Source organism: Paenibacillus sp. FSL R5-0749 (assembly GCF_038595085.1).
Taxonomy (GTDB): domain Bacteria; phylum Bacillota; class Bacilli; order Paenibacillales; family Paenibacillaceae; genus Paenibacillus.
Map to the genome: position 1 here is coordinate 3,736,197 of NZ_CP152005.1, position 14,051 is coordinate 3,750,247.

The 14,051-nt window shown below is 46.2% G+C and carries 11 protein-coding genes; 4 read left to right on the top strand and 7 right to left on the bottom strand.

Annotated elements, in window-relative coordinates:
* Position 1: 1 nt before the first annotated feature.
* The 4 genes from MKY85_RS16430 to MKY85_RS16445 all read right to left on the bottom strand — a co-directional run bounded on the left by MKY85_RS16430 (position 2) and on the right by MKY85_RS16445 (position 6,161).
* Positions 2-1,225 (bottom strand): VWA domain-containing protein, encoded by a 1,224-nt coding sequence (locus tag MKY85_RS16430; protein ID WP_342570151.1) that lies wholly within the window; start codon positions 1,223-1,225, stop codon positions 2-4.
* Positions 1,210-3,678: a DUF5682 family protein gene (locus tag MKY85_RS16435; RefSeq protein ID WP_342570153.1), complete on the bottom strand. Its 2,469-nt coding sequence runs from the start codon at positions 3,676-3,678 to the stop codon at positions 1,210-1,212. The genes MKY85_RS16430 and MKY85_RS16435 overlap by 16 nt, the downstream gene beginning before the upstream one ends.
* Entirely contained in the window at positions 3,666-4,766 is a 1,101-nt protein-coding gene (locus MKY85_RS16440) for an AAA family ATPase (protein ID WP_339234181.1), read from the bottom strand. The genes MKY85_RS16435 and MKY85_RS16440 overlap by 13 nt, the downstream gene beginning before the upstream one ends.
* Positions 4,767-5,183: 417 nt before the next feature.
* The gene (locus tag MKY85_RS16445; protein WP_342570154.1) at positions 5,184-6,161 is read right to left on the bottom strand and encodes an aldo/keto reductase; all 978 of its coding nucleotides are present in this window, start codon (positions 6,159-6,161) and stop codon (positions 5,184-5,186) included.
* A 188-nt stretch (positions 6,162-6,349) separates the two neighbouring features.
* On the opposite strand from MKY85_RS16445, the gene MKY85_RS16450 reads away from it, so the two are divergent.
* The 4 genes from MKY85_RS16450 to MKY85_RS16465 all read left to right on the top strand — a co-directional run bounded on the left by MKY85_RS16450 (position 6,350) and on the right by MKY85_RS16465 (position 9,785).
* Positions 6,350-7,549: a cytochrome P450 gene (locus MKY85_RS16450; protein ID WP_342570155.1), complete on the top strand. Its 1,200-nt coding sequence runs from the start codon at positions 6,350-6,352 to the stop codon at positions 7,547-7,549.
* Between the two features lie 40 nt (positions 7,550-7,589).
* Complete coding sequence (locus MKY85_RS16455; protein WP_342570156.1) at positions 7,590-7,937, top strand: ribosomal protein L7/L12; 348 nt, start codon at positions 7,590-7,592, stop codon at positions 7,935-7,937.
* 130 nt (positions 7,938-8,067) lie between these two features.
* On the top strand, positions 8,068-8,355 hold the full coding sequence (locus tag MKY85_RS16460) for a metalloregulator ArsR/SmtB family transcription factor (protein WP_278294764.1): 288 nt from the start codon (positions 8,068-8,070) through the stop codon (positions 8,353-8,355).
* Between the two features lie 245 nt (positions 8,356-8,600).
* The gene (locus MKY85_RS16465; protein ID WP_342570158.1) at positions 8,601-9,785 is read left to right on the top strand and encodes an MFS transporter; all 1,185 of its coding nucleotides are present in this window, start codon (positions 8,601-8,603) and stop codon (positions 9,783-9,785) included.
* Positions 9,786-9,893: 108 nt separating this feature from the next.
* Here the strand turns inward: MKY85_RS16465 and MKY85_RS16470 are convergent, their stop codons facing one another.
* From MKY85_RS16470 to MKY85_RS16480, 3 genes are all read right to left on the bottom strand, one after another.
* On the bottom strand, positions 9,894-10,649 hold the full coding sequence (locus MKY85_RS16470; protein WP_342570160.1) for an SDR family NAD(P)-dependent oxidoreductase: 756 nt from the start codon (positions 10,647-10,649) through the stop codon (positions 9,894-9,896).
* Between the two features lie 322 nt (positions 10,650-10,971).
* Positions 10,972-12,699, bottom strand: a complete 1,728-nt coding sequence (poxB, locus tag MKY85_RS16475) for a ubiquinone-dependent pyruvate dehydrogenase (protein ID WP_342570162.1) — start codon at positions 12,697-12,699, stop codon at positions 10,972-10,974.
* 499 nt (positions 12,700-13,198) lie between these two features.
* Entirely contained in the window at positions 13,199-13,960 is a 762-nt protein-coding gene (locus tag MKY85_RS16480; protein WP_342570164.1) for an SDR family oxidoreductase, read from the bottom strand.
* Positions 13,961-14,051: the final 91 nt, after the last annotated feature.

A 14,051-nucleotide genomic window follows, 5' to 3' on the forward strand; every position in this document is an offset into this window, starting at 1 on the left:
TTTAAGTGATGATCTCGCCAATCCAATCCGCAAGCTCGTTTGGGGTAATTGCTGCTACATGTGCGCCCATATTGGTCAACGTCTGTGCGGCATGTTGGTTATAGACTGAATCTCCGTTAAAATCGAGCGCAGTGAGAACCAGCAATTTGCAGCCTGCGTCGATGATATCTTTACAGGCTTTGTACATCTGCGCGATTGGGTAACCTTCCTCCAGGTCACTGACCAGAATAAAGATCGTTTTGCCTGGATTATCGATCAGCGTCTCGCCATAACGCAACGCTTTGGTAATATGTGTCCCCCCACCGAGCTGTACATTCATAAGCACGTCTACGGGGTCTTCCAGCCTGTCGCTCAGGTCAACCACCTGTGTATCAAAAATGAATAATTTCGTGCGCAGCGCATTCAAGCGATAGAAGATGCTGGCCATCACCGAACTGTAGATAACTGAATCCAGCATACTGCCACTTTCATCCACCCCAATAATGATGTTCCACTTGTTATGAGGTTGTATATTCCCGTCGAAATAGAGGCGATCAATCACAAATCTGCGCTTATTTTTATCATAATTTTTCATATTTTTGGTGATGGTTCGTTTGAAATTCAGATTGCGCAAGGATCGTACTGAACTCGAAGTATAACGACTGCGCTTACCCATGATACTGGCTCGAGTCTGAGATTCCAGCTTGCTGCGGAGTTCCTCAACCACCGTTCGCACGATCTCTTTGGCGCTCTTTAACACCTCACCTTTCATCCGTCCTTTGAACTGCATAATGTTCTTGAGCAGATTCATGTTGGGTTCAAGGGACTCAAGCAGCTTTTTGTCTGTTAACAATTCAGTCAGTCCATAGCGGTCGAGTGCCTGCTTCTCCAATATTTCTACCGTTGGTTTGGGAAATAGGTCCCTGACCTTGTGTAACCATTTCGGTACAGTCAGGTTGGACGCACCGCGTCCTCCTTCTTTTCGGTAACCTTGTTCTTCACCGTATTCACGGTTGTAGAGATAGCCCAGAATCTCATCCATTTCCGTATATTGAAATTCACTCGAAGTGTATTGGTCTGTATTGCACAGCCCTTCTTCGGCCGATTCACCAAGAATCAGACGCCAGCGATTTAAGGTTTCAGCAGAAGGATGCTCCCCTCGTTTGCCTCCATCCAGATTGGAACTTTCCTTGATTACTCTGGGTTCGCCCGCGCTCCGATTCGCTTCATTCATATTAGCTTCCATGCGGCAAACTCCTTTCGAAGCGCTTCGTCCCATGCTTTGGACTGGATCAGCATCTGTTCATCAACCGCAGGTCTTGACATCTCCACTGGTTCAACCTGATGCAGACTTGCCACCCGTTCAGCAATCAAGCCTGTTTCCATTGGTGTAAAGTAAGTGAATGCCAGCCTTAATTCCGGTACCATGCTGATGAAGTCGTCGTATGACAGCTTTTCAATCAACACATTCAACTCGGATAAGAGCTGATCTTCATATAAAAAAGCGTCACGTGCGACTGTGAATACGCCCTGTAAAAAAAATGCCGTTTGACGGGTCTGATCCGGTGTACCATGGATATACCCGCGAGCACGATCAACAATCTCATCTCGGGGCCTGTCGCCGAGCCCTGAGGAAATAGCCACACACACACCCTCCAGCTGTGCAGGAAGCTGGTGATCAGACAAAAGCTCATTCAGATGAATTCGGAATGTCTCATCCTGAAAATACGCCTCCGATGACTCCGCGAGCATGGCTAGCAGCTTCAGTCCCTGAATAATGGCTTCATGTTCATCCGGATTGGCTCTGGAGAGCTGCAACAACTTGTCCACGGCGTTCCTATAAGCTTCGGATACCAGGTCAGGGAGATGTTGCTCGTCAGATAATCCCAGCAACCTGCGGTGTTGATGAATTCGGTTCAAGACTTGCAAGCTGTTACATAAGGATAGGAAATTCCCGTCGGTTCTCAGCGCCGAGCGCACCTGTTCATAGAGCTTCATTGCTGTGTTCTGAAGTCCCATGAGCAGTGCTTGAAGCATGAGCCCGGCAAGTTCACCGCTATGATGATCCGGGATCTCCTGCATTTGTTCTTCCATTTTGCGTGTGGCTGCTCCAGCAAGCGTTCCGCCATAAAGGGAGTTCTCTATCAATCTGGCCTCAATGCGGGAAGAGTACATATAAACCCAGGTTTCACGAACCAGATTCATGTCACGCTCTGCGATCCAGTCTGGCCCCGATTGCCGTTTTGCGAATTCTGGAACCAGATACGTGATGCATTGAATCAATTGGCTGATCTGACGATGCTCTGGTTTCGCATACAAATCCAGCACTTTCTTGTGTTGTCCTGTTGTGCGAATCTGCAATTTGTAGACTGTACAACGCGCCTTGAAATCCTCCACGATGGGGATACTGAATGAATTGGGAGCCACGCTTCCAATGACGTCTCCTGTCAATAACTGCTGTAGCTCTTGCAACGGTTTATCGGTAGCCAAGGTAAGCTCCCCCTTCACAAAGGAAGAGAGTGCTGCATCCATCAACTCGTACACGCCGCCTTCCCTTTTACCCCGAAGACCGGCAAGTCCCTGAATCATACTGTACGCCTCAATCGCATCACTGGTTGATACATGTTCGTGACCGTCCCGTAATTTGCGCATCAGCCGAGATAACAAGTCCAGAGCCGTTAGATTGTATGGTGTACTCTTCTTGCGAAGCAGCTGGTTCCAGATCTGATCGTAATAATTCACATAAGGCATGCCGCTTGCATATCCATTAAGCCGATCTGCTTCAGCAAAGGTATAGACCATCGGGTACATCTGTTGGTGAACCGCACTTGGATCAAACGCACTGTGTGGAGACCTACCTGGTTTACCTTGTGCATCCAAATGTTGTTCTGCATGTTGTTTATCCATTTCTGGCTGTTCCAATTCTGATTCATGTTTCTCTGACATCAACAGTCCATAAGTATGAAATCCACCGGTAATGACAAGCACACGCTCATGCTCAAGTACCGCTTGTTGAATACGTTGTTTCATATACACTTCTCTTGCCAAATCACCTGAAGACTGTAATCGTTCCGTGGAATAACACATTCGGGATAGCGTGCAATACGTGAATACATCCTGCACGAATTCCTCAGTAGATTTCTCCAGTCCACCAATCTCAAACACCTTTTCCCACAATTCATCAAAACTGCGACAGTTTGTTTTTTGGCACAATCGGTTGATAAATTCCGACCCTGCAAGCAAGGTTTCGTCTTGGATGGAGATCTCCTTTTGCTCTATCTGGCCGGATTTGGATGCATGAGTGGAGAAATGTTGGTAGTCCAGGTCAATAAACTTCGCCGGAATGCCCAGTCGTTTTGCTTCTTTCATGGCCACATATTCAGGCGAATAACGAAGCATCGGATAATAGCAGGCTTCTCTCTGCAACTCACTCTCATAGGTGTAGTACAGACTGACAGGAGGCAAGGTTGCCTCATCACTCAGAACCGAAATGAATGGATTACCGCTCTCTGGTCCTTCGATCAGAATGATATCCGGCTTGTACTCTTCGATTAATCGTAACAAGTGATATGAACATACAGGACTGTGGTGTCGTATTGGGTAATAGACCGTATGATTACTCAGGTTATAGACATGGGACTTGAACAAGGATTGTAACTGATCAACATCAGGGTCCAGAACTGCTGTTAACCGATCCATTTTCTCTCCTCATAATAGTCCTTCCATATTCCCTCTTCCCTGGAACGTTCTTTAACAACCTTGGAGAAGTAGGTTTTGAGAATGGACAGATCCTTGTCGTTTTCCTTCGCAATGGTCCCTAGCATGTTCTGCACTAATCGATCCAGCGCAATAGCCTTATCTTCGTAGTAATAGGAAGTCATCGCACTCTGGACATAGACTGACACCGCTTCTGCTGTACTCATGGAGGCTTGAGGTGTATCCAGCTTGTAGCCTTCCCGTGTCATGCCGGTGCGCAGTTCCATAAAGGTTGTAGCCAGCAATTCAACCACATCCGGGTTAATTTCAATATCAATTCCACTATGTAATAACAGGCTTCTTGCCTGGGATTCAATAATTTTGGCTTCCATCTTCACGTTATGAATGGGCTTGATCGTTTCAAAATTGAACCGCCGTTTCAAGGCACCGCTCATTTCGTTAACACCTTTATCCCGAATATTGGCTGTAGCAATAACGTTAAATCCCGGCTGGGCAAACAGTACACCGCCATCCAGTTCGGGAATGCTCATAACCTTGTCACTGAGAATACTGATCAGACTATCCTGCGCTTCAGCGGGACAACGTGTAATCTCTTCAAATCGGGTAAGAATGCCTTTCTTCATTCCGTTATATAACGGCGATGGTACAAGCGCCGCTTCCGAAGGGCCTTTATCCAGCAACATGGCGTAATTCCATGAATACTTGATCATGTCTTCCGTCGTACCTGCTGTACCTTGAATCGTGTTCAGGCTGGTGCCGGAGATCGCTGCGGTTAATAGTTCGCTAAGCATGGTCTTGGCTGTTCCGGGTTCTCCCACAAGCATTAATCCCCGATTGCCTGCCAAAGTGACTACTGCACGTTCGATCAACACGTCATTGCCATAAAATTTGCGGGTAATCGGGATTTCTTCTCCATTCCATAGCGCTGGCTTATCCCTGCCAATAATAAAATCACGCACATAGGCGGGAGATAACAGCCAGTTCGGGGGACGTTTTCCCTGATCCTCTTCTCGCAGTGCACGTAATTCAACCTCGTATAATGTCTCGGCGGGTGGTTTAAGCATCTCCATCGTCAAGGTGTCTCCTCTCACATAAACAGATCGTATGTTCTTATTCCTATCATTTTATCACAGCACCCTAACATCTACCCGGTAAAACGATAAAAATGGTTGAAACGTCCTTCTTATCAGCACTCTTCCTAAGCCCATGGACATATCCTCTAGCACAAATATGAAGTTGAATTATCCTTATAGTCGTTTCGACACACGGGTTTCGAGCAAAAGAGCATGCTTATGACTAGTACATTCGCAGTGTAGGTCATATGATCATAGGAATCATTACACTTTCCATATTGTGTTTCAACCAAATGAGGCCAGATATCACAAAGAAAGACACAGCTCAGCAACCGTGTCTTCTTCTACAATCATCTTTCACACAATATCTATTAATTTTTCGATCAAAACGAAGCAATCCTCTGATATCTCTAGTTACATCCTACGCCCGCATGAAGCGGAATACAGCTCGTACCACTCATAACGGGTAAGCTCCATATTTGCTGCATCACGACAGGCCAGAATACGTTCTGGTCGAATCGAACCAATGACTGGCTGAATCCCTGCTGGATGCTTCATTAACCAAGCCAGTACAATAGATTCCGGTGTCACCCCACGCTCTTTGGCCATTCGATCAACCAGCCCAGCCGTATGCGCAATCTCCGGGCGTTGCCCTTCGACGACCCTGCCCGTAAATCGACCTTGAGCAAGTGGACCCCAAGCTTGCAGTTGAATATGTTCTGCCTGACAATATTCCATCGTGCCATAGGGAAATACGTTGTCTCTGGCTTGGGGGCGATTCACCGTCACACTAGCTTCTACGAATCCGATTTTGTCCAGACTCATCTCCAACTGATTCACAATCAGAGGTACTTTACTATGAAGTTGAAGAAGGCGAATCTGTTCAGACCCCATATTGGATACACCAAAATGGCGTACCTTACCGGAATGATGCAGCTCAGCCAGTGCTTCTCCAATCTCTTGTGGATGGGCTAGTGGATCAGGACGGTGTAACAGCAAAATGTCCAGATAATCGATGCCAAGCCGTTCCAGGATACCGTCGACACTCGCCAGGATATGTGCACCTGAAGTGTCATAACGCTGCGGTCCTTCATCATCACCCACAAGACGTATACCACACTTCGACTGTATAATGATCTGTTCACGTAAGCCAGGAGTTTCGGATAAGACTCGCCCCAATACATGCTCTGCCTTACCACGTGTGTATATATCCGCCAGATCAAAGTGATTAATCCCTATTTCGATAGCCGCTTCGACCGCTCGATGACCCTCCACGACAAGATCTGAAGTAATGGGAAACCCGTCCCATTCGCCCCCAAAACGCATACAGCCAAGAACCATTCGACTTGCCGGAATCCGGTGTTGATGCAAAGGAAGTTGTGTGTAAGACATGTCAGCGTTCACCTCGTTTTCATTTTTACCAAGCATAATAATCATTTCTATCTACCATGTCTTCTTCCATCTTCCTCTATTTTCCTGCTCAATCATTCACCTGGACCAAAAACAAGGTTTCAAAAGCCTACGTATTGAATATATAGAAGGTGCAGACATATGAAGGAATATGAGAGGAGATTTTGCATTTGAAACCGAATGAAATACACGAATCCTCAAAGCCAGCGTTTTTTACCAAAGAATTCACACATAACCCTTACCCGGTGTATGAAAAGTTAAGAAAAGATGAGCCTGTTTTCAGAGTCATGTTTCCACATGGAGAATTCGGTTGGATTATTACCCGATACGAGGATGCAGTCCAGATTTTGAAAGATCCTCGCTTCAGCAAAGACATGGTCCGACGTTATGGCGCTGAAAATCAAAGCATTTTCTCGAATAATATGTTATTCTCCGATCCGCCAGATCATAGACGTCTTCGGGGACTTGTGCAGAAAGCATTCACACCCAAAATGGTCGCTAACATGCGAAGCCATATTCAGGACATCGCTGATGAACTGCTGGACAACCTCCCGTCACAGGAAAAAATGAATCTGATCGATGATTTTGCTTTCCCGCTGCCCATCATTGTTATCAGTGAAATTTTGGGAGTCCCTGCCCAGGATCGTGACCAATTCCGCATATGGTCCAATACGGTAATCGACGCTTCCACAGCGGAGAGCGCTGAGCTGTTTGAGCAGCATTCCAAGGAGTTTACAGATTACCTTACGGCCTGGTTCGCGAAAGTACGCCAAGACCCGGGCACAGATCTGATCAGCCAGCTCGTCATTGCAGAAGAATCCGGGCAGCAGTTAACTGAACAAGAATTGCTTGGCGTGGTCTCTTTATTAATCATTGCCGGTCATGAAACAACCGTTAATCTCATCGGGAACGGCATTCTCGCCCTGCTGGAGCATCCGGAGCAACGCGAACTGCTGATCAAGCAACCCGAGCTTATTCACAATGCCATTGAAGAGATGCTGCGTTATAACGGACCGGTAGAGTTCAGCACATCCCGTTGGGCTCTTGAAGATATTGAATTCCGTGGACAGCATATTGCTCAAGGTGAACTTGTCATCGTTGCGCTTGATTCTGCCAACCGGGACGAACAGCAGTTTAAGGATGCTGATATCTTCGACATTACCCGCGAAAAAAGTTCACACCTGGCTTTTGGCAAAGGCATTCATCTCTGCCTCGGAGCCCCGCTTGCTCGTCTGGAAGGTGAGATTGCAGTCAGCACACTTCTGAATCGTTTTCCAAATATGCAGCTTCAGGCAGATGTGAATGAACTGGAATGGAGACCTGGCATGATTGTTCGTGGTGTCAAGGAAATCCCGGTTCAACTTAAATAATGGCTAATAAGGAATACATGAAAGCGAGGCACATGACATCATGGAAATGAACACCTTGATATGGATCGTTCTGTCGCTTCTGATCCTAGTATTATTGGTCCGAGTTACCAGCCTGCAACGCCAATTGAATGAATTGAAAAGAGATGTGGAGCGTCTGGAGAATGGTTCAACCGCAATCGCCAGCCCACGCTCCGACTACAATTACACCTTGTCGCCGAAGGAAGCATCTCCTTCACACACAAGCCCACCGGGTCAAACTGATCTGGATTTGGAGCTGCTTGCACTTATACAACAAGGGAAAAAAATTATGGCGATCAAACGACTGCGCGAGGCCAGAGGTCTTTCGTTGAAGGAAGCCAAAGACTATGTTGATTCTCTGGAACGGTAATATACAACTATATACAACTCACATCACTCTCGGGGGAAGAATCTTCGTCCGAGAGTTTACTTTTCAAAGGGCATATGATACTGTATTTCTATATTACTAGAAATAAGAAATAAAGACGAAAGGACGGATGATGATGCAACCAAACCCGAATGAACTTGAACAAGTGGTCAAAATTCATAAAGCACTTGGTGAACATACACGCTATAAAATCATTCAGATTCTATCGGGCGAAAGCAACCTGTGTCCTGCCGATCTGGAGAGTCGCCTTGTTACCGTTGCCCTATCAACTCTGTCTCATCACCTGAAACAGCTGTCCGATTGCGGCTTGCTCACCTCACAGAAGAAAGGTACGTATATCTACTACAGCCTGAACACGGAGACCGCACAGAAGTATGTTCCCTATCTTCTAAATAAATAAAAAATTTAAGTTATATTTCTATATAATTAGAAATATAGAAACAGTGAACAATTATCATTGTAGAATGAGGTCACATAAGTTTATGCTTATGCCAATCTTCAGGATCTCAGTTGTTACATCACCATTCGCAGATGGGTTACATTTCACATATGATTTGCATTCACAGATTCATGCCTTGTTCTCTCGTCTTTATTTCTATATTTCTAGAATTATAACAATTATGAACAGAAAGAGGTTGTGTATCCATGTCTTCTACGCTCAAAATCTATGTTCTTGCCTTGGTCAGTTTCCTTGTAGGAACGTCCGAATATGTCATTGCCGGCATTTTGGATCGCATTGCAGATACCATGAATATCTCTTTGATCGCTGCCGGGCAACTCATTACGATTTTTTCGCTCGTATATGCGCTTGGTACACCTGTCATTATTGCACTGACTTCGCGCTGGGATCGTCGCAGGCTGTTGCTGTACTTCCTTGGTCTGTTCGTTCTAGCGAATGTACTTGCTTATCTGTTGCCGGGCTATGGTCTGTTCGTCGCAGCACGTGTCTTGATGGCTCTCGGTGCAGGCGTCGTTGTTGTCACGGCGTTAACAGTCGCTTCCCAAATAGCTGCCGAGGGCAAACAAGCTAGTGCAATTGCCACAGTAATCACTGGCTTTACCGCTTCATTGATTGTGGGCGTTCCGCTAGGAAGGCTTGTAGCTGCATCATGGGATTGGAAGCTTGTTTTCGCAGGTATAGCCGTTCTCGGCATTCTCGCCATGCTGGTTATTGCGGCCACCATTCCGCCTTCAAAAGCGGAAGCATCTGTTCCACTGAAGAAACAACTATCGTTGCTCAAACAGCCACGAATTGGTTTAGCACTGCTCGTGACATTTTTCTGGTTAGGTGGTTATTCCATTGCTTACACGTATATTTCACCTTATCTCGTAACCGTTGCAGGAATGAGCGAAGCACTACTCAGTTCAGCTTTACTCGCATTCGGCATAGCTAGTCTGATTGGTTCAAAAGTAGGAGGATTCAGTGCTGACAGATGGGGTGTCAAACGGACGTTGATCACAGGCATGACACTGCATATCGTGAGTCTGGTCCTGCTGAATATAACGGCAAGCTCTCATCTCACTGTCTTGCTTGTTCTGATTTTGTGGTCTTTTGCCGCATGGTCTTCGGGTCCAACTCAGCAATATAACCTCGTGACAATGGCTCCCGAATCCTCAGGTATTATGCTTAGTCTGAATAGTTCGGTCATGCAATTAGCCATGGCCGCTGGAGCAGGTATTGGTGGCATCGCGGTCAGCAGTGTATCATTGTCATCCATTACCTGGATTGGGGCTGTCGGGGTCGTTGTGGCCATCATCATTGTTATTGGCTCGTATCGTTCATCATCTAATAAAAGTACACAAACTGATGCATCACACAACGTTTCCTGATATGGATTCGCAGTATAAAAGAGGAATCAAAAAGAGAGGCACTGTACACATACAGTGACCTCTCTTTGACCATCTTAACAACTATTTTATTGCCAATAAGCTTAACGCTTATTGGGCTGTAACTGCACCATCGATCGGATATACTGCACCATTGATATATGGTGCTTCATCTCCCAGAAGGAAGGAAACCAGATTCGCGATCTCTTCCGGTCTGCCAAGACGTCCAGATGGAATGCTGTCCACCGTTGCTTTGAACACTTCAGGATTATCTTTACCAAACTGAACAACCATCGGTGTCTCAATCGTGCCTGGCGCAATCGCGTTCACACGAATATTGTCCTTGCCATATTCAATTGCAGCTGTGCGGGTCAAGCCGACCACGCCATGTTTGGTTGCTGCGTAAGGTGCAACCGCGGGTACACCAACAATACCGGCTGTAGATGCTGTATTCAGAATGGAACCCCCACCTGTCTTGAGCATTTCCGTAATCACATACTTCAATCCGTAGAACACACTTCTCAGGTTAACATCAATAATCTGGTCAAACTGCTCGATCGTATGTTCAATCAGCTTGATCCCAGGACCCGCAATCCCTGCATTATTAAAGAACATGTCGATTCGTCCGAACTCTTCGATTGCTTTTTTTACATAATTCTCAACTTCAGGTGCTTTACTCACATCTGCTTGTACAAAAATAGCTTTACTTCCCAGCTTCTCAATCTGCTTAACCGTTTCACGACCTGTCTCTTCGACAAGATCTACAACGACAATGGATGCGCCCTTCTCAGCCAGCTTTAGCGCTGCTGCTTGGCCCAATCCACTTCCTGCTCCAGTGATAATGGCTACTTTTCCTGCGTGACTCATGTTGATCTCCTCCATGTGTGTGTGTCATCTTGTGATTGGATCGACGAATACGATATGAAACGTACGTACGTGCAATGATGCAATATGTAGGTCAAAAATGGCATGAAACCTTCCTGACTTTACCTATTCTAATAGACTTTCGACATAAAAACAAATCATATAATATGTATCCATACTATATGACATGTCACATTTTCATCATTTCATGGAAGGAGCACGCAACTAGAATGTCTTGTTGCATGCTCTCTTTATTACATAAATAACCCTATTAAAATTAGTGGTTCAACACCTTCAAACGTGCATATCCACTTTAACGTAACGCTTATCTCAGCAAATTGGTTTTTGCCAATTCAATGATCTCGTCACCGCGTCCGTTCAGCACGGCTTTCATCATCCATAAGGTGAATCCTTCTGCCTGTTTGAACTCAATTTTCGGAGGTAAGGACAATTCCTGACGATTCACCACGACATCAATCAGTACAGGACCATCATGCTGAAATGCACGCTGTACAGCCCCTTCCAGTTCAGCCGGATCTTCAACGCGAATGCCTTCCATGCCCATCGCCTGGGCAACCATCGCAAAGTTCGGATTGACAAGCTCTGTTCCCGACTCCAGGAATCCGGCAGCCTTCATCTCTAGCTCAACAAAACCAAGTGCTCCATTATTAAACACCACAACCTTGATCGGCAGATTATGCTGTTTCAATGTCAACAGATCACCCATCAGCATCGTAATACCACCATCACCCGACAACGAGATGACTTGTCTGCCGGGATCAGCGACCTGGGCACCAATCGCTTGTGGCAGCGCATTGGCCATCGTACCGTGACTAAATGAACCGAGCAGTCTGCGGTTGCGGCTCATCTCAATATAACGGGCTGCCCATACTGTCGGTGTACCGACATCACATGTGAAGATGGCATTCTCTGCGGCGGCATCACTAATGACCTTGGTCAAGTACTGCGGATGGATGGGCTTTTTACCCGGTTTTCCAACAGCCAGCTCGTCCAGTTCTTTACGTACTTTCACATAACGATCCACACTTTTACGCAAATGTTTGTCACTGTGTTCTTCGGTTAGATATGGAAGCAAAGTTTCAATCGTCGATTTTACATCCCCACACACGCCGTAATTCAGCTTCGTACGACGACCGAGATGGGAAGATTGTATGTCGACCTGAAGTACTTTTGCATCTTCGGGATAGAATTGACGATATGGGAAATCCGTTCCCAGCATCAATAATACATCACAGTCCATCATGGCATGATAACCGGATGAATACCCGATCAGGCCGGTAAGGCCGACGGAATAGGGATTGTCATACTCCAAATATTCCTTGCCTCTTAACGCAATAACCATGGGGGATTTCAACCGATCACAGAGCTGCATCAGGGGTTCCCGAGCGCCCGCGCAGCCTGCACCGCACAACAATGTAATTTTTTTGCCTTGATTCAGATATTCCGCCAATTTCACGAGTTCCGGCTCAGAAGGATGGACCACAGGATGGGTCGCGTGATATACATGCTCTGGCACAGGCAGGTCCGCCGCATCCAGTCCAGCTACATCCCCCGGCAATACAACAACAGATACACCTGAACGTGCAACTGCTGTCTGGATGGCCATCGTAAGGGAGCGAGGCATCTGTTTTGCTGTTGTAATCACTTCACAATAATCACTGCATTCCTGGAACAGATACTCCGGATGAGTCGCCTGAAAATATTCGCTACCAATCTCGTCACTTGGGATATGTGCAGCGATGGCGAGTACAGGCACACGATTGCGATGACAATCGTACAGACCGTTAATCAGATGCATGTTACCAGGACCGCTGCTACCTGCGCAGACAGCGATACTTCCACTGACCTCAGCGTCTGCCCCGGCAGCAAAAGCAGCCACTTCCTCATGCCGCACATGAATCCACTCGATCTTGCCTGAACGACGGATGGAGTCAAGCACCGCATTCAAAGAGTCTCCAACAATGCCATATATTCGTTTGATGCCAGCGTTCAATAAGGATTCAACCAGAACGTCCGCGACTGTTTTTTTCATAAGTGATGGGTCTCCTTTAATAGCTCATTTTGATTATGTTTCCACTCAGGTAATATACCTATTCTTATACCCCAATCTGCTGAAAACCGAACCAAATCATATGTATATCTGGATATATGAATAATTAAGCACCTTATAACGGTTGTTTCATTGTTAGCAAATTTCCAAAAAATTAGGCTTTTCAAAAAGAATACCGCTTCTCTCCAATGACTAACGAACGCTAACGAACCTACCGCACCTTAAAAGGAAGATTATCATCAGTTGCAAGATTTAACGAACCCCAGCAACGCTATATAGTCATAAACGGGCTTCTACACCTAAAAAATCAAGTGAATCGACGAAATAACGTCTCTGTGATTCGTTAGATCTCAGATCTCGGCAAATGGGGGCGAATAACGTGTGTCAGGTTCATTACAACAAAAAAACACAGCAAAGAGGATGCCCCGTCATATTCATGACTTATGGGACACCCTCATTAAGGTTGAACTCTTATTTGTATTTAGATGGCAGGCATCACATTTCCACCAGTTACCGGGATATAGGCACCTGTGATAAATGAGGACAGATCCGAAGCGAGAAAAGCAACTGCATTGGCAATTTCCTGATCTTCACCCCTGCGCTTCAGTGGCACGGTACGCGTGTATGCTTCATCGTGTCCAGGCTCACTGGAGCGATCACGTTCACTGATTGTCCATCCAGGTGCAACCTGGTTTACGGTAATCTGATACTCGCCAACCTCCTTGGCCAGCACGCGATATACGCCATCCATTCCACGCTTACCAGCGGTGTAGGCCGATTGGTGAGCGAAGTTTTGCATCGCACATTCGGTATTAATGCCAATAAAGCGACCTGCTTTGACGTTTTGCATATGTGGAATGAAAGCTTTGGCAAGATACACACTCTGCATAACACAGGACTCGAACTGACTCAAATAATCTTCAGGAGACTGTTCCAACACCGTTGTCCATTCATATTGAATGACCGCATTGGCAACGACGATATCCACTCCGCCGAGGACAGGCTGAATTTCATCACGAATCCGAAATGCCGTATCCTGCTTCGTAATATCTCCCTGTACAATTACAGCCTTACGACCAAGTGCTTCAATCTCACCCTGGAGCTCTCGAGCTTTGGTATCATTGTTGATGTAATGTAAAGCCAGATTGGCGCCACAGTTGGCCAACGTGCGTGCGATGACTCTCCCCAGTTGTCCGGTTGCGCCTGTAACAAGAGCCGTTTTTCCTGTGAGATCCAATTGCATAACAGCGAAAACCTCCTTTAATTTATTTTTATAGAAAACGGTTTCGGGAAGTATTGTACAATGCTGTATATGGTAAGTCAGCTTGCTTCCC